This window comes from Sporosarcina sp. FSL K6-1508, assembly GCF_038007465.1.
Classification (GTDB): domain Bacteria; phylum Bacillota; class Bacilli; order Bacillales_A; family Planococcaceae; genus Sporosarcina; species Sporosarcina psychrophila_B.
In genome coordinates this window covers 4,177,194-4,199,742 of the sequence record NZ_JBBOXF010000001.1, presented here as the reverse complement: position 1 = coordinate 4,199,742, position 22,549 = coordinate 4,177,194, and the positions used below count along the sequence as shown (strand labels likewise).

The window sequence follows — 22,549 nt, the reverse complement described above, 5'->3', positions numbered from 1 at the left end:
GATATGGATAAATTAAATTTACATCGAATACCATCGCAATCACTTATACACCAAGGACAACCAGTCAAACCGACGCAAAACCCGAAACAATCATTTCTAGAACATTTGAATAAAGCAATACAGCCTGTTGAACTTAAAATTAGTAAGCACGCCTCCGAGCGCTTGACAGAACGGAACATCCATATATCAGATGCCGAATGGGCGCATGTCAATGAAAAGGTGAACGAAGCAAAGGCCAAGGGGATTAAAGATTCACTTGTTTTGATGGACCAAGCAGCACTCATTATAAGTGCGAAGAATTCAACCGTCATAACAGCAATGGATCGCATGGAAGCAAAAGATCAATTATTTACGAACATCGACGGCACAATCGTGCTTAGTTAAATTGGCAGGACCTTTATGGATGCCATCGGCCGCTGACTGATAGATGCAGCCATACTTTTTGAAATCGAGAGGGGAAAAATATAAATGTTACGCTCAATGTATTCAGGTATCTCAGGTCTACGAAACTTTCAAACGAAATTAGACGTGATTGGTAACAATATCGCTAACGTCAACACATATGGATTTAAAAAAGGTCGTACAATCTTTAAAGATTTAATTTCACAAACAGTGGCGGGAGCTTCAGGTCCTGGAGATAGTCGTGGTGGTGTCAACCCAAGACAAGTAGGACTAGGATCCCAAATTGCGGCGATTGACACGCTTCATACAGGTGGATCTACGCAGTTTACGGGGAATACGTTAGATCTTGCGATTGCAGGGGACGGATTCTTTCAAGTATTGAATGGTAATGAAATGTTGTATACAAGAGCTGGGAATTTCTATATGGACAGTGAAGGTGACCTAGTTGATGGCGAGGGAAGATATATTCAGGGGATGCAGGGTAAACCAGGCGGTGCTGCTGTTCCGCCCACTGGAGAAATGGAATTACCTGTTACTGGCGGAACCATTGGAACAATCCAAATACCTAAATCAGCAACCTCTATGTCCGTAGGGCAAGATGGGACAGTTTATTTTGTTGATACAACAGCAGCAGGTAAAGCGTTAATAGCAACTGCTGAAAATGCTTTTAAACTACAAGAAGCAACACTGAAAACAGCTATTAAAACTGCGGAAACGAATTTAAAAGCCGCTAAAGAAGCGAACCCGGTTGTTCCAGCTACTGTAACTGCTGCTGAAACTGCTCTTGCAGGTGCTAAAACAGCATATGATGCTGCCAAAGCTCCAGTAGACAAGGCAATATCGGACAACAAAGCTGTACTTCAAGTCGCTGGTAAACTTCAAATTGCAACCTTCTCGAACCCAGGTGGACTTGATAAGGTAGGCGGTAACTATTTCCGAGTTTCAGCCAACTCAGGAAATCCAAATCCTGGCTTTGGTTTAGATCAAGGTTTTGGTAAATTAGAATCAGGTTTCCTAGAAATGTCTAACGTTGACCTTGCAGAAGAATTTACAGAAATGATTGTGGCACAACGTGGTTTCCAAGCAAACACGCGGATTATTACGACGTCGGATGAGATTTTGCAAGAGCTTGTGAACTTGAAACGATAGTATAGGATAATATGGGATGCCAGGTGCTGCTACAATTTGGGGAAGGACACAAATGGATGTCAGTACCTGGCGCCCACAAACATAGCTTCACTAGAAAAGGAGGGTCGGGCCGGCTCTGTGCCCGGCCCCTTACATATGATTCGAGTTTCACGCCTAAACGGCATGGCGTTCACATTGAACGCTCTGTACATAGAGAAAGTCGAGTCATTTCCTGACACGACGATTACCCTTACGACAGGAACGAAATACGTTGTCCTTGATACGGCTGATGAAGTGAACAGTCGTATCATTGAATTTTATAAGGCGGTCCAGTTGTTATCAAATCCGCATATACGAGGTGAAGAAGATGAAGAATAAAGTAATGACAGTATCCCTTATTATACTAGTTTGCATCACACTTATCGGTGTAGTTGGACTCATACTCGTTATGCAGCTAAACAAAGATGATGAAGCGAAAGAGCCGACGATTGATGATATTATCGAGTCCTCGGTTGATATCGAAGAAATTACGACGAACCTTGGCAATCGGCAATTTATTCGCATCACCTTGAAAATCCAGACGGACAATAAGGAAGCGGCTGAAGAACTAGCAAAAAGAGATTTCCAAGTGAAAAATATTGTCATTCAAGAGCTTTCTGAAATGACAGCGAAAGATCTCGAAGGGAAAGCAGGAAAACAAGCTTTCGAGGATGCCTTGAAATCACATCTGAACCCGCTTATGCAAAATGGGGAAGTTCAGAAAGTCTATATCGTTTCTTACATTATTCAATAACTCTATAAGTTGAATTAAAGATTACCTTGAAATCCGCTCCGGCGCTCAATATTTATGCAGGTATTTAACTGTTCAACTTATATAGTCAAGCATTTGCACTAGAGTCAGATACCGGGAGGTGACCATATGGCCGGGGATATATTATCCCAAGGTGAGATCGACGCATTATTGTCCGCGATTTCAACAGGGGAAATGTCTGCAGAAGACATGAAAAAAGAAGATGAGCCTCGGAAAGTCAAGGTGTACGATTTCAAACGTGCCCTTCGGTTTTCTAAGGATCAAATTCGCAGTTTGACTCGGATTCACGAGAACTTTGCAAGGCTATTAACGACGTACTTTTCAGCACAATTGCGCACATATGTCCAAATTAACGTCGCGTCAGTCGATCAAATTCCTTTTGAAGAATTTATCCGCTCTATTCCGAACATGACGTTAATTAATATTTTCGAAGTTCCTCCGTTAGATGGTAATATCCTAATGGAAGTTAATCCAAACATTGCCTATACGATGCTCGATCGCATGATGGGTGGAGTCGGAGCAAGTCCAGGTAAAGTCGATAATTTGACTGAAATTGAAATGAAGATTATGACTAGTTTATTCGAACGTTCTTTTGATAATCTGCGTGAAGCGTGGTCAGGCATCATTGACATCGATCCATTCCTGACAGAGATTGAGGTAAATCCGCAGTTTCTTCAAATGATATCTCCGAATGAAACGGTTGTTGTTATATCATTCAATATTATTATCGGAGAATCGAGTGGGATGATTAATATTTGTATCCCGCATGTTGTCCTTGAGCCAATCGTCCCAAACTTATCGGTCCGCTATTGGATGCAGACCAATAAGAAAGAACCGACAGTAGAGCAAAGTGTCGTTCTTGAAAAACGTTTGAAACAAGCACCTTTGTCAATAGTCGCTGAGCTGGGTAATGGGCAGATGACCGTTGAAGATTTCCTTTATCTTCAAGTGGGAGATGTTATTAAGCTAGACCGTAAAATTGAAGATCCGCTTGTCGTAAAAATTGGTGATTTACCGAAATTCACTGCACAGCCTGGACATTTGAGAAATCGAATGGCTGTTCAGATAATTGATACACAGATCGGAGGGGATGAAGATGATGAGTGATAATATCCTTTCACAGGAAGAAATTGAAGCTTTATTACGGGGGGAACCTTTGGCGAGCGATGAGCCCGCGGACTCCTCTACTAAAGAAATAGTAACCTCAGATTATTTGAATGATATGGAAAAAGACGCACTTGGTGAAATCGGCAATATCTCTTTTGGTAGTTCAGCAACAGCATTATCTGCATTGCTCGGACAAAAAGTCGACATAACGACACCCACCATTTCGGTTGTCGATAAGGACGGGTTGGAAGAAGAATTCATCCATCCATATGTAGCTATTAAAGTGGACTATACAGTAGGACTTAGCGGTATGAATTTACTAGTTATTAAGCAAAGTGACGCGGCAATCATCGCGGATCTTATGCTAGGCGGTGATGGTTTAGAACCGAATATGGACCTTGGAGAAATCCACTTGAGCGCGGTTCAGGAAGCGATGAATCAAATGATGGGTTCCGCTGCGACATCAATGTCGACGCTGTTTAATAAAAAAGTTGATATTTCACCGCCTTCAATTGATTTAATGAATGTCCTGGAGGACAAAGGTCGAGAACTTATTCCGGAAGATGATTTATTGATAAAAGTGTCGTTTTCTCTTAAAGTAGGCGACCTTATCGATTCGAATATTATGCAATTACTTCCATTAGGATTTGGAAAGAAATTAGTTGAATCTCTCATGGGCGGTGACGCAGAAGAAGAAACTGCAGCGGTTGCGGAGATGACTCGACCGACAGAACAGCAACCATCTCAATTACAACAGCCGACGCAACAGCAACAAATACCGCAACAGCCTTATGGACAAAACGATTTTGGCCAAGGGATGCAACAACCGGCTTATGATCCACAATATGCACAACCTGCCCCTCAACAGCAGATGCAAATGCGGCCGCAACAACCGCAAGTACAAGTCCAGCAGGCACAGTTTGCAAACTTTGAAAGTCCATCTTTAAATAAGTCAGAGTCCAATAACTTGAATATGCTTCTTGATATTCCATTATCAGTAACGGTGGAACTAGGCAGAACAAAACGTTCCGTTAAGGAAATTCTGGAAATGTCGAGCGGTTCCATTATTGAACTGGACAAACTTGCGGGTGAACCGGTTGATATTTTAGTGAACAACCGTCATATCGCAAAAGGAGAAGTTGTCGTTATTGACGAAAACTTCGGTGTACGAATCACAGATATTTTAAGCCAAGTAGAACGCTTGAACAATTTAAGATAATTTAACGGGGGTAATGACAATGGGTAGACGTATATTAATAGTGGACGACGCAGCTTTCATGCGCATGATGATTAAAGATATTTTGACGAAAAATAATTTTGAAGTTGTTGGAGAAGCGGCAGATGGTGTTCAAGCCATTGAAAAGTATATGGATTTAAAACCGGATCTTGTCACGATGGATATTACGATGCCGGAAATGGATGGCATTGCAGCTTTAAAAGCGATTAAAGAAAAAGACCCATCTGCAATGATTATTATGTGTTCAGCAATGGGACAGCAAGCGATGGTTATCGATGCGATTCAAGCAGGCGCAAAAGACTTTATCGTCAAACCGTTCCAAGCGGATCGTGTTGTTGAAGCAATCGAAAAAGCATTAGGTTAATCGAGGGATGAAATCATCGTTTGTACAAAAGTACTTGTCAGCTCTCATTTTGGTCATCCTCATCGTAAGCCAAATGCCATATGCATCCGTCTACGCAGACACCGACACTGATCCGAACAAGCCGGTGTCCGATTTGTTTGATAAAGAACCGAAAACTGATGTCGATACAGATACCGACGTTGAGAACAATAAGGATGCAATAACACCACCTGCTACTGATCTTCCCGCAGATAAATCAGACGTCGGTTCCTCGGCGGGGGATTACATAAAAACGTTATTCGCTTTGCTATTCGTTCTCGGGTTATTATTCGGGCTTCTGAAGTTCGTCAACCGGAAAAACCGACTCTATGACAAAACCCGACTTATGAAAAATATGGGTGGTATCTCGCTTGGACAGCATAAGTCGATTCAACTGGTCGTTATAGGAGAATCTTATTACGTTATCGGGGTTGGAGAGGATATTCGGTTGTTGAAAGAGATTACGGATCCCGATGAAATCGACAAACTAGTTGAATTCTACGAAGGTGATAATGCGGAGACAACAACCGGTATGCTCAATCGAATACTTGCTAAAGTGACAGGGAAATCGAAAAGCGATTCGAATGTCAAAACGGAAGAATCACCTGACTTTAGCAACATTTTTCAATCGAGGCTTGAGGAGATGAAAGAAGAGAGGAAACGGCATATCAGCCGGTTGACAGAAAAGGAGCGCAACCGAGATGAATGATATTGCCCAATTTTTTTCGGACAGTGATCCGTCGAATGTATCGACATCTATCAAAATGATGTTGCTTCTGACTGTCTTGTCACTAGCGCCGGCTATTCTAATTTTAATGACGTCATTTGCGAGGATAGTCATCGTTCTGTCATTCGTCAGAACTGCTCTTGCCACGCAGCAGATGCCTCCAAACCAAGTAATAGTCGGTCTAGCGCTTTTTCTGACGTTTTTCATTATGGCTCCAACATTTCAGCAAGTGAATGATAATGCGCTGACTCCGTTATTTGCAGAAGAAATTTCACTTGACGAAGCCTATGAAGAGGCAAGTATTCCGCTTAAAGAGTTTATGAGTAAACATACACGGCAGAAGGATTTGGAGTTATTTCTCCGCTACAATAAAGCAGATCGGCCCGAATCTCTTGAAGACATTTCGCTCACGATGTTAGTTCCTGCATTCGCTTTAAGTGAAATTAAAACGGCGTTTCAAATGGGTTTCATGATTTTCATTCCATTTTTAGTCATTGACATGATTGTAGCAAGTATTCTTATGTCGATGGGGATGATGATGTTACCGCCAGTTATGATTTCATTGCCATTTAAAATATTGCTATTCGTCCTTGTTGATGGATGGTATCTCATTATTAAATCATTACTGCAAAGTTTTTAGGAGGGGTTTTGAATGACGGATGAATTTGTCATAGCGATAGCTGAGCGTGCGATTTGGGTCATTCTTTTGGCTTCAGGCCCCCTCCTTATCCTTGCACTTGTGACAGGGCTTGCCGTCAGTGTTTTTCAGGCAACTACACAGATTCAGGAACAGACACTGGCATTCGTGCCTAAAATTGTTGCAGTTCTAGTAGGGATTGTCTTTTTCGGACCTTGGATGCTGGCAAGAGTTACAACGTTTGCAGCTGATATCTTTGAGAATCTTGGACGGTATGTCGGGTGATTAAATGGAAGAACTAGTCCCTTCATTAGCCGCTTATTTACTAATTCTGACCCGAGTTACTGCTTTTTTTGTAACACTTCCATTATTTTCTTATCGTGCAATACCGACTACTCAACGTATTATTTTTGGTGCATTGCTTGCATGGGCGATGGTCTATACAGTCGACATGCCCATACTAGAGATTGATGGTGCGTACTTTTTATTAGTCGTGAAAGAGGCAATGACAGGATTATTCATTGGAATTCTCGCGTTCATTGTTATGGCTGCAATTCAAATTGCCGGTGGTTTTATTGATTTCCAAATGGGGTTTGCTATTGCGAACGTTATTGATCCGCAAACAGGAGCACAATCCCCGCTTCTAGGTCAATTCTTTAACTCATTAGCAATTCTCTTATTGCTGGCGTTAAACGGGCATCATATGTTGTTGGATGGTATCTTTTATAGCTATCAATTCATTCCAGCGGACCAATTATGGCCGGCTTTTGGTCAAGAGCGACTGGTCGATTTCGTGATTCGGACCTTTGCAACCTCATTTGCAATCGCCTTCCAAATGTCAATTCCGATCGTTGCGACCTTATTCCTTGTAGATTTGGCGCTTGGAATCACTGCAAGAGCAGTGCCGCAATTAAATATATTCGTTGTGGGATTCCCAATTAAAATCGGTGTAAGTTTCATCGTTCTGTTTATTATGATGGGTGTCATGATTCAAATGATGAAGAAATTATTTGAAGTGATGATAATTAGTATGAGGGACTTGATGATAATTCTTGGAGGTGGCTAGTATGATGTTGCGGCTTGATCTGCAATTCTTTGCAGGAGAAAAGACCGAAAAAGCCACTCCAAAAAAACGTCAAGATTCCCGGAAGAAAGGCCAGGTTCTAAAAAGCCAGGACGTTACGAGCGCAATTCTGCTGCTTTCCGTGTTCCTTTTCCTGTTTTTTGGCGCAGGATTTATGAGGGACCGCTTTTTTGTGTTCTTCCATCAGTCATTTACTGAATACATCACGCTGTCAAAGTTAGATGAGGACCAGGCAATGCTGATTTACGGAGACGTATTGATTCAAATGGCATTTATATTATTGCCTGTGATGCTTATTGCTGTTGTTGCAGGTATAGCCGGAAACCTATTCCAATTTGGTTTACTTTTTACTGCGGAACCGTTGAAAATGGATTTAAAGAAATTAGATCCAATTAAAGGTCTTAAACGGATTTTTTCAATTCGTGCCATTGTTGAATTAATGAAGTCCTTACTGAAAATATCATTTATCGGTACAACTACGACGTTAATTGTACTATCAAATATTGATAAAGTACTAGGGCTCGCATTTAAAAGCCCCTGGGATGTATTAACGACTGTCGGGCAACTTGCGGCATTGATGGGAATAACAGCAGCATTTGTTTTGTTATTTATATCCATCCTAGATTTCATGTACCAAAAATTTGACTATGAAAAAAATCTCCGGATGTCTAAACAAGATATCAAGGATGAATATAAAAACTCTGAAGGGGATCCTATTATAAAATCCCGGATTAAGCAGCGTCAACGTGAAATGGCAATGAGACGCATGATGCAGGAAGTGCCCAACGCAGATGTTGTCATCACGAACCCGACTCATTATGCGATTGCACTAAAGTATAAGGATGGGGATATGGATGCACCGATTGTTGTGGCAAAAGGTGTCGATTTCGTCGCTCAAAAGATTAAATTGATTGCCGCCGAACATGATATCGTCATGGTAGAAAATCGGCCTCTTGCCAGATCACTCTATGATGATGTTGAAATAGGGGGAAGGATTCCAGAAGAGTTCTTCAAGGCGATAGCCGAAATACTTGCATATGTGTACAGAATTCAACGCAAAATCTGACTTTATCAGAAGAAAGTAGGGATGACATGAAATTTAGAGATATAGGGGTACTCGCTGCGGTAATAATGATCGTTGCGATGCTTGTCATCCCGCTTCCACCATGGCTTTTAAGTTTCTTGATTATTATAAATATTACCCTTGGACTTTTAGTTCTTTTAACAGCCATGAACATGCAGGAAGCGTTACAATTTTCAATTTTCCCTACCTTATTACTCCTTCTTACGCTTTTCCGTCTTGGCCTCAACGTTTCAACTACGCGGGCGATTTTATCAAACGGAGATGCGGGCGGTGTTGTAGAAACGTTTGGGACATTCGTTACAGGAGGTAATATCGTTGTCGGTCTCGTTATTTTCGTCATCCTTGTCATTATTCAGTTTATCGTCATTACAAAAGGTGCGGAACGGGTATCTGAAGTGGCAGCTCGTTTCACGCTAGATGCGATGCCGGGGAAACAGATGAGTATCGATGCGGACTTGAATGCCGGTATGATTTCTGAAACTGAAGCGCGAACGAGACGTGAAAAAGTTAGTAATGAAGCAGACTTTTACGGAGCAATGGACGGGGCAACAAAATTCGTTAAAGGAGATGCAATTGCCGGTATCATTATCGTTATAATCAACCTGCTCGTCGGGATGATTATCGGGGTTGCTCAAATGGGTCTTCCTTTCGCGGAAGCAGCTGTTCTCTTTTCACAATTGACAGTCGGCGATGGTATTGTTTCTCAAATTCCAGCACTTCTCATCTCGACTGCAACAGGTATTGTCGTAACACGCGCTGCCTCTAAAGGTAATCTCGGTTCTGATATTACAACCCAGCTACTTGGACAGCCGAAACTACTTTACGTTGCTGCTGCAACCGTTTTGCTGCTCGGTCTTGCTACACCTATTAACGATATATTTACAATTCCGATTGCGCTTGCGCTTGCAGTCGGGGCATATATAATGTCCCATAAAGTTGCAGAAGATCCTGAGGAATTACTGGAGATGGAAGAGGATCTTGAAACGGAGGGTCTGAAGAGTCCTGAAAATGTTGTCAATCTGCTTAATGTGGATCCAATCGAGTTCGAATTCGGTTATGGACTTATCCCTCTCGTCGACGCTACTCAGGGTGGCGATTTACTTGATCGTGTTGTTATGATTCGAAGGCAGCTGGCAATTGAGCTGGGTCTTGTTATTCCAGTCGTCCGTATAAGGGACAACATTCAGTTACAGCCGAATGAGTACAGAATCAAGATTAAGGGAAGTGAATTAGCAAGAGGTGAATTACTTCTTGACCACTATCTAGCGATGAGTCCAGGCGGGGATGATTCGATTGAAGGCATTGATACAATCGAACCATCATTTGGTCTTCCAGCCAAATGGATAACGGAAGATGTGAAAGAAGATGCAGAGATTCTTGGTTATACGGTTGTTGACCCACCGAGTGTTGTGTCAACACATCTGACAGAAGTGATTCGTGCGAATGCTGCGGATTTGATTGGCCGTCAGGAAACGAAACAACTTGTCGATCATGTGCGTGAAACTTTCCCGATTCTTGTCGATGAGCTTACACCTACGCCGTTATCAATTGGTGAAATTCAAAAAGTACTTGCAAAGCTACTGAACGAGCATGTCTCAGTAAGGAACTTGCCAATCATCTTTGAAACTCTTGCGGATTATTCGAAATACACATCAGATGTCGATGTCTTAACCGAATATGTTAGACAGGCCCTTGCAAGACAAATAACAAATCAGTACGCATCAGCCGGCCAATCGCTTAAAGTACTGACTGTATCCGGTAAAATCGAAAAAATGATTGCAGATAGTATTCAACAAACGGAACAAGGAAATTATCTATCTCTCGACCCGCAGCATTCTCAAGAAATCCTCGAGTCGATTGCAGGGGAAGTAGAACGCGTGGCATTGATGGATCAATCGCCGGTCATTCTTTGTACGCCGGCAATCCGCATGTATTTGAGACAAATAACAGAACGATACTTCCCTCAAATTCCTGTATTGTCATACAATGAACTCGAAGCTTCCATTGAAGTCCAAAGTGTCGGGGTGGTGGATATCTGATGAAGATGAAAAAGTATACGGCGGAGACAATGGTAGACGCCATGAAAAAAGTTCGCATGGATTTTGGTGATGATGCGATTATCCTGAGCTCGAATGTTGTTAAATCAAAAGGATTCCTTGGTTTATTTAAAAAGAAATCCGTAGAAGTTGTTGCGGGTTTCGATGAACCGGTTGCAAAAATAGACGACACAGTTCTTTCTTCTTTGTCACCAAGTATTGAAAAAGAAGACAGCACATCTATTGAATTTAAAAAAGAAATGATTGAAATGAAAAAAATGTTGAAGGACATGCAGCAAGCAGCTGCACATTCCCGTTTTCCGGATGAAGTTAAACCATTACTCTCACATCTCGAAAAACAGGGATTATCCGCAAAATTCATCACTCAATTAGGTGAGGGTCTTTACAAGAGGATGAAAGCAGAGAAAAAAGATCTTTCCAATGAAGAGCAGCGTATCATTGTCGAACAAATCTTAGAACGGGAAATGGATGATTTGCCTTTTGGGGGCATCTCTTTCAATAAAAAATTCATTAACGTGCTTGGACCAACGGGGGTTGGCAAGACCACAACAATTGCCAAAATTGCAGCCCGGGCTCTTCTTGAAAAAAAACAAAAGATTGGTTTTATTACGACTGACACATATCGAATTGCAGCAATAGAGCAGCTCCGCACCTACGCGAACTTGTTACAAGCCCCGGTAGAGATTGCGTACAACAGTAAGGATTTTGAAAAAGCAATCGAAAACCTGGCTGATCGTGATTTGATTTTTATTGATACGGCAGGCCGAAATTACAAAGAGGCTAAATTTGTAGAGGATTTGACACGTCTAATCGATTTTTCACTCGATATGGAATCATTTCTTGTACTATCTATGACGTCTAAAGAAGAGGATATGCGCACAATTATTGAACAGTTCAATTCATTTCCGGTCGAAAAATTCATTTTCACAAAAATGGATGAAACAGGATCGATCGGTCCGATGTTCAATTTGATGAAGGACTATGGCATTGGAACTGCATATTACACTGATGGTCAGGAAGTACCTGAAGATATTACCGAAGCGGACAGCTTGAAACTTATAGAGTTATTAGTAAAGGATGCCTATGATGCGTGATCAGGCAGAAACACTCAGGCTCAAGATGCTGAAGTCCCAAGGAAAACTAGCAAGATCTATTGCCATTGTCAGTGGTAAGGGCGGTGTTGGGAAATCGAATTTCTCAACGAATTTTGCTCATGCCCTTTTGGCTAAAGACAAGAAAGTAATCATTATTGATATGGACATTGGAATGGGCAATATTCATATTCTTTTAGGGTTGACTCCTCAAAATAGTTTAAGAGATTATTTACTTAACAAAGTAGAAATAGACGATGTGGTAAATGATGCGCCTGGAGGTTTGTCATTCATTTCTGGGGGTTCTGGGCTCGATATGGTCATGGAATGGTCAAAAGATATGTTCGATAGGTTGATTCAAGCTTTTGAACATCTACAGCAAAGATATGATTTCATCTTGTTTGATATGGGAGCGGGCGCTACGCAACGTTCGATTGAATTGCTTGTTGCTGTTGATGAAATCATTGTTATCTCAACGACTGAACCAACATCAATTACAGATGCTTACTCAATGATGAAATTCATTTGTCTGCAAGATCCCGATAAGGCATTCAGCATTGTCAGTAACCGTGTTTCAAAAGGGGATGACGGCAATGATACTGTAACGAGACTTCAATATGCCATGCGGAAGTTCCTTGGGAAAGAGACTAAGATTCTTGGCTTCCTGCCTGAAGACCCAGCAGTTCACAAAGCTGTGCTTGCACAGGAGCCATTTTTGCTCCTGTTTCCAAAAGCACCTATATCTAAAAGGATGATGGCAATTGCTGAGACTTTTGTCAGTCCGAGTTCGGAAGAGGAGTTTAAACAAGGCGAAGGATTCCTCGGTAAAATGAGAAGCATATTTGCGAAAGGACGTGGATGATTTGAATACAGGCAATCTTAAGAAAGCGCTTGTTGTGGATGATTCGGCGTTTATGCGAAAGCTCATATCTGATTTTCTCTCGGGGCATCCCGGCATTGAAGTGATTGGGACCGCCCGCAATGGCAAAGAGGCAGTCGAAAAAGTGAAATCTTTAAAGCCGGATGTAGTGACTATGGATATTGAAATGCCAATTATGAATGGACTCGAAGCACTAAAAGAAATTATGTCGAACTACCCAGTGCCAATCGTAATGTTGTCAAGCACGACGGAAATAGGGGCAGAAAATACGATGCTCGCTATGGAATATGGGGCAGTTGACTTCGTTGCGAAACCAGGCGGGGCAATATCCTTGAATCTTCACGAAGTGAAGGAAGAGATTTTAGGGAAAGTCATTGCCGCTTCGGATGTAGAGATGTCTACGCTAACAAGAAAGATGACGAGTCGACGATTGCCGCGGCCGAATAGTTCACGATCCACCGTTAATCCGGTTGCGAGCGTAACTGAAACAGTCGCCTTTTCTGCTAATCAAAGTCAGCTAATGAACATTTCTAAAAATAAGATTTCCAAAACAGGTAAAACATTTGTTATAATAGGCACATCGACAGGGGGACCTAGGGCACTGCAAGAAGTGCTGACGGGTATACCTGCTTCATTCGGTGTTCCAATTCTCGTTGTTCAACATATGCCTCCAGGCTTTACAAAATCCCTTGCAGATAGACTGGACGGTCTTTGTGCTATTCATGTAAAAGAAGCGGAAGATGGCGAGTTGCTTGAAAACGGCACAGCCTATATTGCGCCGGGTGGAAAACATCTTAAAATGATAAAAAAAGGTTTGACTTACTGCGTCCGACTGGATTCGGTGGATCCCCCGCGTATGGGACATCGGCCATCTGTTGATGTTCTTCTCGAGTCAGCTGCCGAGAACAACGAGTTGAACTTTTTGACCGTTATTATGACAGGCATGGGGTATGACGGAAAAAAAGGTATGGAAGTATTACGGAAAAACGGCAAAACAATCACCCTTGCTGAATCTGCAAAGACATCAGTCGTGTATGGTATGCCAAAAGCAATAAAAGAAGCTGGTTTTGCTGATAAAGTTGTAGATTTACACGACATATCAGAAACGATAATTGGCATCATAAAGTCTTAAAGGAGGCGTCACGATGGATACAGATCAATATTTGGAAATGTTTATTGATGAGAGTAAGGAGCATCTGCAAGCGTGCAACGAGCATCTATTGGAACTTGAGAAAAACCCGCAAGATCTTGCCATTGTAAATGAAGTGTTCCGATCCGCCCATACGTTGAAAGGGATGTCTGCCACAATGGGATATGAAGACATCGCCGATCTTACACATATGATGGAAAATGTATTGGATGCAATCCGTAATTCGAAGATTCGTGTCACAACTGAAATTTTGGACGTTGTTTTTCAAGCTGTCGACTATCTTGAAGAGATGGTCATGGATATCGCTTCAGGCGGAACAGGTAAAAAAGATGTCAGTAATCTTGTAGAATCATTGAATAGAATTGAGGTAGGCGGTGCTGCAGCTGAAACTGCTGCAACGGTTGTACTAGACGATAAAGTCAGTCAACAAGGTCCTCTCAATTACGATGGTTACGAAATGACTGTCATTAGTCAATCGTTTGAACAAGAATTTAACGTATTTGAAATTACCGTTCAATTGCGTGAAGATTGTTTGTTGAAGGCAGCAAGAGTATATATGGTATTTGAAATACTGGAAAAATCCGGTGAAATCGTCAAGTCTGAACCGAAAGTGGAGCAACTTGAAAATGAAGACTTCAAAGAAACGTTTACAGTAGCACTTATTACAAAAGAAGATGCGGATGCATTGAAAGCGAAAGTAATGAAAGTGTCCGAAATTGAAAATGTGACAGTCAGTCCTGTTACAAATGATTATCTGATGCGTGAAAATGATGAAGAAACCACTAAAGAGACAGAAATGATAACGCCGATTAGTATCGATATAGACGTCAACAAAGGTGCGAATGTACAAAAAGAAAAGCGCAACTCAGGCGTACAGTCCGGCAACAAAACAATTCGTGTGAATATTGATAGACTTGATATCCTTATGAATCTGTTTGAAGAACTAATCATTGATCGGGGCAGGCTTCAATCGATTGCAAGTGAAATTCATAACGCAGAATTGAATGAAACGGTCGAACGGATTACGCGCGTATCTGGTGATTTACAAACGATTATCCTGAACATGCGCATGATCCCGGTAGAGACTGTATTCAATCGCTTCCCTAAAATGGTAAGACAGTTGGCGCGTGATCTTAACAAAAAAGTCGAGCTTGAAATTATTGGAGCTGAAACTGAACTGGATCGGACTGTTATCGATGAAATCGGAGATCCGCTTGTTCACTTAATACGTAATGCACTTGATCACGGGATTGAAAGTCCAGCTGAACGGCTTGCAAAAGGTAAGCCAGAAGAGGGGACAGTGACACTACGTGCATACCATTCCGGCAATCACGTATTTATCGAGCTTGAAGACGATGGAGCGGGCGTTAATCGTGAACGTGTTCTTGCTAAAGCAATTAAAAGTGGTATCGTTTCAGTAGAAATGGCCGAAACATTAACAGATCGTCAAGTAGCTGAACTCATTCTAGCATCAGGTTTCTCAACGGCCGAAAAAATTTCAGATGTATCTGGACGGGGTGTAGGGCTGGATGTCGTCAAAACTACGATTGAATCGCTTGGCGGATTTATGTCAATTGAATCGAAAGAAGGTCAAGGCTCATTATTTCAAGTACAGCTTCCATTAACATTGTCTATCATTTCCGTAATGCTAGTGGAATTAGAAAAAGAAGTGTTTGCAATTCCGTTGTCATCAATCATTGAGACAGCCATCATTCAGACATCAGAGATTATGAATGCACACAATCAGCAAGTAATCGATTTCCGCGGCAATATCATCCCACTCTTAAATTTGGCGGAAATTTTCGAAATACCAGAACGAAATAGCGAGTCGAACGGCTATCAGTCGGTGGTTATTGTACGTAAAGGTGAAAAGTTAGCAGGACTGGTTGTCGATTCATTCATCGGGCAACAGGAAATCGTGTTGAAATCGCTTGGTAATTATTTGCAAAACGTGTTCGCGATATCCGGTGCAACGATTCTTGGAAATGGACAAGTTGCACTCATTGTTGATTGCAATGCGTTGATTAAATAAGCGGGAGTGAAAGAATATGACTGACAAACTCGATCAAAAAGAAATGAAAGCAATCATTTTTCAATTGTTGGATATGGAATATGCAATCAGTGTAGATATCGTTCAGTCAATCGAGAAAGTGCTTTCGATTACCCGAGTTCCCAAGACACCGGCTTACGTTAAGGGGGTCATTAACCTAAGGGGGATCGTTACACCGATTGTCGACTTACGTGAGCGGTTCGGGCTCACTCCAAAAGAGATGGACGATAGTACAAGAATAATTATCGTGACATTGGACGAATATGATGTTGGGCTCATTGTCGACTCTGCGAATGACGTCCTTGACATTCCAGTGGATTCTATTGAACCGCAACCGGAAGTTGTGGGTTCCATCGAATCGGACTTCATTTCCGGTGTTGCTAAAGTTGAAAAACACCTTCTCGTCATGCTCAATCTTGATAAAGTTCTTGAGCCCGTGAAGCGGGTGACGACAGATGAATTCTGAAAACCCGATTACCGATATGCATCTTGATGTATTGAAAGAAGTCGGTAATATTGGAGCTGCGCATGCGGCAACTTCATTGTCGCAACTGCTTGAACGTAAAATCGACATGCATGTTCCCAATGTCAAACTTGTTTCATTCGATGAAATGTTTGACCTTGCTGGAGGTGCTGAAACGATTGTAGCTGGAATCTTCCTCCGAATTGAGGGAGATTTGTCAGGCAGTATGTTTTTTGTTCTGCCATTGGAATCTGCAAATCACTTTATTCGAAGATTAATTGGGGACGAGACATTCAATTTTTCTTCTCCTGATTTACCTGAAATTGGAATTTCCGCGATGCAAGAACTTGGCAATATTCTTTCCGGTTCTTATTTGTCTGCACTTTCTGATTTTACAGGCTTGAAGATTTATCCAACCGTACCTTCACTAAGTGTTGATATGGTTGGTGCAATCGTTAGTTTTGGATTGATTGAAGTATCCCATCATAGCGATGAAGTCATTGTCATTGACACGCAAATTCGCGAAGAAGGTGAGGATGGGATTTCAAATATTGACGGTCACTTTTTCCTGCTTCCGGATCCTTCGTCTTATGTTACAATTTTCCGTTCACTAGGTGTGATGTGAGATGATGACGTTGAAAGAGGTAGTCAGAGTAGGAATAGCAGATATGAATATCGTCAAGGAACCGATGACAATTCGTACCTCCGGACTGGGCTCATGTGTCGGAGTCGTATTGTATGATGAGAAGAGAAAAGTTGCAGGTATGGTACATATCATGCTTCCGGATTCCAATCTTGGCAAATCGGACCGCGTAAATGTAGCTAAATTTGCGGATACGGGTATTTATGCGCTGATGGAATTACTTAAGGCGGAAGGTGTCAGGCCAATGGCGTTGAAGGCTAAAATTGCTGGCGGTTCACAAATGTTTCAATTCGGTTCGAGCGATACGATTCGCATAGGCCCGCGAAACGTTGAAGCTGTTAAAAATGAATTGAACCGATTGTCCATTCCAATCATTGCCGAGGATACGGGTGGTTCTAGTGGACGAACAATCGAATTCAATCCCACGCTATCAATACTTAATGTCCGGACAGTAAACTTAGGCACAAAAGAAATCTGAAAATAGAGCGGAAGAATTAGGCCGCCGAACAATTAAGCATGGCGGCTGATCATTTCAGGCGCCTTTTTTCGTGTTTCTTTGCTATAATATGAGTAACTATGACGGAATCATCATGGAAAGTGAGGGATTCGATGTCTAAACAGGATTTGATGGAGGAAGAAGTATATTGGGACCTGTGGATACGTAATCGTGATCCCGAAGCAGGAGACATACTTGTCCGTAAATACACACCGCTTGTCAGCTATCATGTACAACGGATTAGCTCGGGACTGCCGCGTAACGTTTCCCGCGACGATATAATGAGCCTTGGACTTCAAGGTCTATTCGACGCATTGACGAAATTCGATCCAGGCAGAGATTTGAAGTTTGATACGTATGCCTCTTTCCGTATTCGGGGCACAATCATCGACGGTTTGCGAAAAGAAGATTGGTTACCGCGTTCTTCAAGGGAGAAATCCAAAAAACAAGAAGAAGAGATTATGAGACTTGAACAGAAGTTACAGCGCCATGCGACACCAGAAGAAATTGCCGATCATATGGGGATAAGTGTAGACCAAGTCTATCAGACTGTGCATGAACATTACTTTTCGAATGTCCTTTCCATTGATGAGAAAATTAATGACGATGACGATGAAGGACAAAAATCATTCGTCCTGAAAGATGAAGGTGTTAGAACGCCTGAACAAAAGACAATGATGACCGAATTGATTGGCGACTTGGCTAATAAGATTAAAGAACTGAATAAAAATGAACAGCTCGTGCTAAATTTTTTCTATACAGAGGAAATGACGCTGACGGAAATTGGTGAAATTCTGGGCCTCTCCACTTCTCGGATTTCTCAAATCCACTCGAAGGCACTGTTTAAACTTCGCAAACTATTGGCTTCTGAAATAGTCGATGGAGGGATATTATGAGTCTAAAAGGAATAGAATTGCAAATTGCGATACCCAAGACTTTTGAGGCAGGAAAAGTGGCAGAGCAAAAACACCAGCAGACTCAATTAAACCTGGATCATGCTAATTCCCTTATGGACCGGCAAACGCTGAAAGGCAAAGAAACCGTTTTGGAGTCTGAAGATACTGCTAAGACCGCTGCAGATGGGACGCGGCAGGAACAAAGTCAGCTGCAAGAAGGAGAACGACAACAAAACGAAGAGGAAAAGAAGACGGTACATCCTTATAAGGGTGCGTTCGTTGACTTTACAGGCTAATAGAGATGACAACGATTTTTCTAGTATTTTTATTCATCATCCAAATAATATGTTTTTATTTTCTAGCATTGCTATACACTAAAGTTTCTAAATTTGATGATCTTGAAAAGAAGCAGCGGAAGCTGATGGCTGAAATGGATGACTCGATTGGCGCATACTTATCCGAGTTAAAAGACGAGAATGAGCGTTTAATTGAACAGCTAACAATACGCGTTCAAGAGCCTTCCAGCCCAAAAGTAACAAAGGGCAATGAGCCTGCTCCTGAAGAAAGTGCAACATTAAAAGACTACGAACCTGTAATGGCCGTTACTATGCCTAAAATTCCAGTCCAGCTCGCCATCAAATCATATAATGCGGTAGCGACAGGGCAGGGGCATAACCCGGAAGAAACTACTGTAGCACCGGTAGCGATGGATGCGAGGACACAGGCAATCAGGCTGCATGATGCGGGTCAAACGATTGAAGAAATTGCTAAGAAATTAGGCAAAGGGCGCACAGAAATCGAGTTAATTTTGAAATTCAGATAAAGCAAGTTGCAATAAAAAAAACTCTGTGGTATATTATCAAGTGGTATTACTACACACGTGCACGGACGTCAGGAATGGTGCCGAGAGGTCGTTTTGGCGGATGAGGTACACGGAGGGAATTAAACCAAAACAGGAGGAATAAAAAATGTCAGTTATCTCAATGAAACAACTGCTTGAAGCCGGAGTACACTTCGGTCACCAAACACGCCGCTGGAACCCGAAAATGAAGAAATTCATCTTCGTGGAACGTAACGGAATCTACATCATCGATCTACAAAAAACGGTGAAAAAACTTGAAGAAGCTTATGCATTCATGCGTCAAGTTGGTGCTGATGGCGGTAAAGTTCTATTCGTCGGTACTAAAAAACAAGCACAAGATGCAATTAAAGAAGAAGCTGAACGCGCTGGAATGTATTATATTAACCAACGCTGGCTTGGTGGAACACTTACAAACTTTGGCACAATCCAAAAACGTGTTGCACGTATGAAACAAATCGAGAAAATGGAAGAAGACGGTACATTTGACGTACTTCCTAAAAAAGAAGTTGGACAACTTAAGAAACAACACGAACGTCTTGTGAAATTCCTTGGCGGAATCCGTGATATGAAAGCAATTCCGGATGTTATGTTCGTTGTTGACCCACGCAAAGAACGCATCGCGGTTGCTGAAGCGATCAAATTGAACATTCCACTAGTTGGAATCGTTGACACGAACTGTGATCCAGACGAAATTGACTACATCATTCCTGCGAATGATGATGCAATTCGCGCAGTACGTCTATTGACTAGCAAAATGGCTGATGCTTTGCTTGAATCAAGACAAGGCGAAGACGAAGAAGCGACTCAAGAAGAAACGGTAGCTGCAGAGTAAATCCAGTAAATGAAAAGACGATAAGCGGCTTATACCCTTATCGTCTTTTTTCGGAATTGATGGCATAAATAGGAGGAATGGAAAAAATGAAAATTACAGCGCAAATGGTTAAGGAATTACGAGAAAAAACAGGTACAGGTATGATGGATTGTAAAAAAGCGTTAACTGAAGTAAATGGTGATATGGAGGCGGCAATTGATTACCTTCGTGAAAAAGGACTTTCCAGCTCAGCGAAGAAAGCGGACCGTATCGCTGCTGATGGTACAACATCTATTCATGTAAACGGTAACGAAGCAATTATCCTTGAAGTGAATGCTGAAACAGATTTCGTAGCTAAAAATGAAGGTTTCCAAACACTGGTAAGTGAATTGGCTGAACACCTACTTGCTACAAAACCTGCAACGGTGGAAGAAGCAATCGAGTCAATTCTTCCGAACGGCTTGTCAGTAGCGGATCACATTTCAAATGCTGTTGCTAAAATTGGTGAGAAAATTAGTCTTCGCCGTTATGAAATCCGTACAAAAACAGATAACGATGCTTTCGGTCCTTATTTGCACATGGGCGGACGTATCAGTGTCTTGGTTATCCTCGAAGGATCGACAGATTCTGATGCTGCAAAAGATGTTGCGATGCACATTGCTGCATTAAACCCTAAATATGTTTCACGTGACGAAGTTTCTGCGGAGGAAGTTGAACACGAACGTAAAATCCTTACAGAACAAGCACTTAATGAAGGCAAACCGGAAAACATTGTAGCTAAAATGGTCGAAGGCCGTATCGGTAAATATTTCGAAGAAATTTGTGTACTTGATCAGGCATTTGTTAAAAATTCCGATCAAAAAGTTGGTGACTTCGTGAAATCAACTGGCGGTACTTTGAAAGAGTTTATCCGCTATGCGGTTGGTGAAGGTATCGAAAAACCTGAAGATAACTTCGCTGACGAAGTTATGAATCAAGTTAAAGGTAACTGAGCCGGTATAGAATAACAAATGGGGAACACATGCGTGTGTTCCCCATTTTTCAAGAGCTAAGGAAGTATAAGATTTTCAACATGGAACAATGTCTAGCTCCAGGCGCCAACCCCTCGGAGGCTTACAGGCTCTGATCCTCGAAAGCCGTTTTGCTGTTAGAGGGATTGAACTGCATCCCTCCTTGCAAACCGTCTTATGCCTGTCGGGACTGGACGGCGCCTTGCGCTTTTCTTAAGAAAACAGAGTAGATGGAGGGTACAAATGAGCATCCCAAAATATAAACGCATCGTCTTGAAATTAAGTGGAGAAGCCCTTGCTGGTGAAAAAGGCTTTGGTTTATCGCCTGAGGTCATCAAAACGGTTGCAAAACAAGTAAAAGAAGTTGTCGATCTTGAGGTCGAGGTTGCGGTCGTCGTTGGAGGCGGAAATATTTGGCGCGGAAAAGTCGGCAGTGAAATGGGAATGGATCGTGCGACAGCGGATTACATGGGCATGCTTGCTACAGTCATGAATTCCCTCGCTCTACAGGATTCCCTTGAAAAGCTTGGCGTGGAAACCCGTGTATCTTCATCAATTGAAATGAGACAAGTCGCGGAACCATACATACGCCGCAAAGCTATCCGGCATCTTGAAAAGAAAAGGGTCGTTATTTTCGCGGCAGGGACAGGAAATCCGTATTTCTCAACAGATACAACAGCGGCTCTCCGTGCGGCTGAAATAGAAGCGGATGTCATCCTTATGGCGAAAAATAATGTAGATGGTGTCTATTCCGCTGACCCGGCAAAAGATAAAAATGCAGTCAAATATTTAGAACTATCGTTCTTGGATGTCATTAACCAGGGGCTTGAAGTAATGGATTCCACAGCTTCAACTCTATGTATGGACAATGATATTCCACTCGTAGTATTCTCTATTATGGAAAATGGAAATATTAAGAGAGCTGTCCTAGGTGAGCCAATCGGGACGGTCGTCAGGAGGAATTTGTAATGGCTAACGAAGTAATGGATCAAGCGAAAGAACGTATGGAAAAAGCAATCGGGGGATATACGAGAGAATTAGCCTCCATTCGTGCAGGACGTGCAAATGCAGCAATGCTGGACAGGTTAACTGTCGAGTATTACGGCGCCCCTACCCCGATAACACAAATGGCTGGTATTTCAGTACCAGAAGCTCGTCTTCTTGTCATTCAACCCTACGACAAAACAATTCTAGCTGATATTGAAAAAGCAATTATGAAATCAGATATCGGAATCACACCTTCTAATGATGGTAGTGTTATTCGCCTTGCTGTTCCAGCGTTGACAGAAGATCGCCGGAAAGAGCTTGTGAAATCTGTGAAAAAAGAATCAGAAGATGCAAAAATCGCGATTCGTAATATCCGTCGTGATGCAAATGAAGATTTCAAGAAACTCGAAAAAAGTAGCGAGATAACTGAAGATGAACTACACCGTTATGGTGAGGAAATTCAAAAGTTGACAGATGCGCAAATCGTAAGAATCGACGAGATCGCAAAAGATAAAGAAAATGAAATCATGGAAATCTGATAGAAGAACTTTCTA

At 42.0% G+C, this 22,549-nt stretch carries 27 protein-coding genes; all 27 read left to right on the top strand.

Going from position 1 to position 22,549, the window contains the following annotated elements:
* Positions 1–3: 3 nt before the first annotated feature.
* Positions 4–384 carry a TIGR02530 family flagellar biosynthesis protein gene (locus MKZ11_RS21550; protein ID WP_340796398.1) on the top strand — a complete coding sequence of 127 codons (381 nt, stop codon included), beginning with the start codon at positions 4–6 and terminating at the stop codon, positions 382–384.
* Between the two features lie 84 nt (positions 385–468).
* On the top strand, positions 469–1,551 hold the full coding sequence (locus tag MKZ11_RS21545) for a flagellar hook-basal body complex protein (protein WP_340796397.1): 1,083 nt from the start codon (positions 469–471) through the stop codon (positions 1,549–1,551).
* A 135-nt stretch (positions 1,552–1,686) separates the two neighbouring features.
* Complete coding sequence (locus MKZ11_RS21540) at positions 1,687–1,908, top strand: flagellar FlbD family protein (protein ID WP_340796396.1); 222 nt, start codon at positions 1,687–1,689, stop codon at positions 1,906–1,908.
* Positions 1,898–2,323 (top strand): flagellar basal body-associated protein FliL, encoded by a 426-nt coding sequence (gene fliL / locus MKZ11_RS21535; RefSeq protein ID WP_340796395.1) that lies wholly within the window; start codon positions 1,898–1,900, stop codon positions 2,321–2,323. Before MKZ11_RS21540 ends, fliL begins: the two co-directional genes overlap by 11 nt.
* A 126-nt stretch (positions 2,324–2,449) precedes the next feature.
* The gene (gene fliM / locus MKZ11_RS21530; protein WP_340796394.1) at positions 2,450–3,448 is read left to right on the top strand and encodes a flagellar motor switch protein FliM; all 999 of its coding nucleotides are present in this window, start codon (positions 2,450–2,452) and stop codon (positions 3,446–3,448) included.
* Positions 3,441–4,667, top strand: coding sequence for a flagellar motor switch phosphatase FliY (fliY, locus tag MKZ11_RS21525; protein ID WP_340796393.1), 1,227 nt, complete (start codon positions 3,441–3,443; stop codon positions 4,665–4,667). The genes fliM and fliY overlap by 8 nt, the downstream gene beginning before the upstream one ends.
* A gap of 19 nt (positions 4,668–4,686) precedes the next feature.
* Entirely contained in the window at positions 4,687–5,049 is a 363-nt protein-coding gene (locus tag MKZ11_RS21520) for a response regulator (RefSeq protein ID WP_340796392.1), read from the top strand.
* A gap of 7 nt (positions 5,050–5,056) precedes the next feature.
* Positions 5,057–5,776, top strand: coding sequence for a flagellar biosynthetic protein FliO (locus MKZ11_RS21515; RefSeq protein ID WP_340796391.1), 720 nt, complete (start codon positions 5,057–5,059; stop codon positions 5,774–5,776).
* Positions 5,769–6,434 carry a flagellar type III secretion system pore protein FliP gene (fliP, locus tag MKZ11_RS21510; protein WP_340796390.1) on the top strand — a complete coding sequence of 222 codons (666 nt, stop codon included), beginning with the start codon at positions 5,769–5,771 and terminating at the stop codon, positions 6,432–6,434. The genes MKZ11_RS21515 and fliP overlap by 8 nt, the downstream gene beginning before the upstream one ends.
* A 12-nt stretch (positions 6,435–6,446) precedes the next feature.
* Positions 6,447–6,716, top strand: a complete 270-nt coding sequence (gene fliQ / locus MKZ11_RS21505; RefSeq protein ID WP_340796389.1) for a flagellar biosynthesis protein FliQ — start codon at positions 6,447–6,449, stop codon at positions 6,714–6,716.
* Between the two features lie 4 nt (positions 6,717–6,720).
* The gene (gene fliR / locus MKZ11_RS21500; protein WP_340796388.1) at positions 6,721–7,497 is read left to right on the top strand and encodes a flagellar biosynthetic protein FliR; all 777 of its coding nucleotides are present in this window, start codon (positions 6,721–6,723) and stop codon (positions 7,495–7,497) included.
* Position 7,498: 1 nt separating this feature from the next.
* Positions 7,499–8,581, top strand: a complete 1,083-nt coding sequence (gene flhB, locus MKZ11_RS21495; protein WP_340796387.1) for a flagellar biosynthesis protein FlhB — start codon at positions 7,499–7,501, stop codon at positions 8,579–8,581.
* 26 nt (positions 8,582–8,607) lie between these two features.
* Positions 8,608–10,638, top strand: a complete 2,031-nt coding sequence (gene flhA, locus MKZ11_RS21490; protein ID WP_340796386.1) for a flagellar biosynthesis protein FlhA — start codon at positions 8,608–8,610, stop codon at positions 10,636–10,638.
* Positions 10,638–11,750: a flagellar biosynthesis protein FlhF gene (flhF, locus tag MKZ11_RS21485; RefSeq protein ID WP_340796385.1), complete on the top strand. Its 1,113-nt coding sequence runs from the start codon at positions 10,638–10,640 to the stop codon at positions 11,748–11,750. The genes flhA and flhF overlap by 1 nt, the downstream gene beginning before the upstream one ends.
* Complete coding sequence (locus tag MKZ11_RS21480; RefSeq protein ID WP_340796384.1) at positions 11,734–12,609, top strand: MinD/ParA family protein; 876 nt, start codon at positions 11,734–11,736, stop codon at positions 12,607–12,609. Before flhF ends, MKZ11_RS21480 begins: the two co-directional genes overlap by 17 nt.
* A complete protein-coding gene (locus tag MKZ11_RS21475; RefSeq protein WP_340796383.1) occupies positions 12,590–13,759 on the top strand; it encodes a protein-glutamate methylesterase/protein-glutamine glutaminase in 1,170 nt (389 codons plus the stop codon). The genes MKZ11_RS21480 and MKZ11_RS21475 overlap by 20 nt, the downstream gene beginning before the upstream one ends.
* 13 nt (positions 13,760–13,772) lie before the next feature.
* Positions 13,773–15,809 (top strand): chemotaxis protein CheA, encoded by a 2,037-nt coding sequence (locus MKZ11_RS21470; protein ID WP_340796382.1) that lies wholly within the window; start codon positions 13,773–13,775, stop codon positions 15,807–15,809.
* A gap of 16 nt (positions 15,810–15,825) precedes the next feature.
* Positions 15,826–16,293: a chemotaxis protein CheW gene (locus MKZ11_RS21465; protein ID WP_340796381.1), complete on the top strand. Its 468-nt coding sequence runs from the start codon at positions 15,826–15,828 to the stop codon at positions 16,291–16,293.
* Positions 16,283–16,915: a chemotaxis protein CheC gene (locus MKZ11_RS21460; protein WP_340796380.1), complete on the top strand. Its 633-nt coding sequence runs from the start codon at positions 16,283–16,285 to the stop codon at positions 16,913–16,915. The genes MKZ11_RS21465 and MKZ11_RS21460 overlap by 11 nt, the downstream gene beginning before the upstream one ends.
* 1 nt (position 16,916) lies before the next feature.
* Positions 16,917–17,411 carry a chemotaxis protein CheD gene (locus MKZ11_RS21455; RefSeq protein ID WP_340796379.1) on the top strand — a complete coding sequence of 165 codons (495 nt, stop codon included), beginning with the start codon at positions 16,917–16,919 and terminating at the stop codon, positions 17,409–17,411.
* 131 nt (positions 17,412–17,542) lie between these two features.
* Entirely contained in the window at positions 17,543–18,325 is a 783-nt protein-coding gene (locus tag MKZ11_RS21450; RefSeq protein ID WP_340796378.1) for a FliA/WhiG family RNA polymerase sigma factor, read from the top strand.
* The gene (locus MKZ11_RS21445; RefSeq protein WP_340796377.1) at positions 18,322–18,621 is read left to right on the top strand and encodes an RNA polymerase subunit sigma; all 300 of its coding nucleotides are present in this window, start codon (positions 18,322–18,324) and stop codon (positions 18,619–18,621) included. The genes MKZ11_RS21450 and MKZ11_RS21445 overlap by 4 nt, the downstream gene beginning before the upstream one ends.
* A gap of 5 nt (positions 18,622–18,626) precedes the next feature.
* Positions 18,627–19,148 (top strand): hypothetical protein, encoded by a 522-nt coding sequence (locus MKZ11_RS21440; protein ID WP_340796376.1) that lies wholly within the window; start codon positions 18,627–18,629, stop codon positions 19,146–19,148.
* Between the two features lie 145 nt (positions 19,149–19,293).
* Positions 19,294–20,019 (top strand): 30S ribosomal protein S2, encoded by a 726-nt coding sequence (gene rpsB, locus MKZ11_RS21435; RefSeq protein ID WP_067211184.1) that lies wholly within the window; start codon positions 19,294–19,296, stop codon positions 20,017–20,019.
* Between the two features lie 86 nt (positions 20,020–20,105).
* Positions 20,106–20,990 carry a translation elongation factor Ts gene (gene tsf, locus MKZ11_RS21430; RefSeq protein ID WP_340797078.1) on the top strand — a complete coding sequence of 295 codons (885 nt, stop codon included), beginning with the start codon at positions 20,106–20,108 and terminating at the stop codon, positions 20,988–20,990.
* Positions 20,991–21,251: 261 nt separating this feature from the next.
* Positions 21,252–21,977 carry a UMP kinase gene (gene pyrH / locus MKZ11_RS21425; protein ID WP_340796375.1) on the top strand — a complete coding sequence of 242 codons (726 nt, stop codon included), beginning with the start codon at positions 21,252–21,254 and terminating at the stop codon, positions 21,975–21,977.
* Positions 21,977–22,534, top strand: a complete 558-nt coding sequence (frr, locus tag MKZ11_RS21420) for a ribosome recycling factor (RefSeq protein ID WP_340796374.1) — start codon at positions 21,977–21,979, stop codon at positions 22,532–22,534. Before pyrH ends, frr begins: the two co-directional genes overlap by 1 nt.
* Positions 22,535–22,549: the final 15 nt, after the last annotated feature.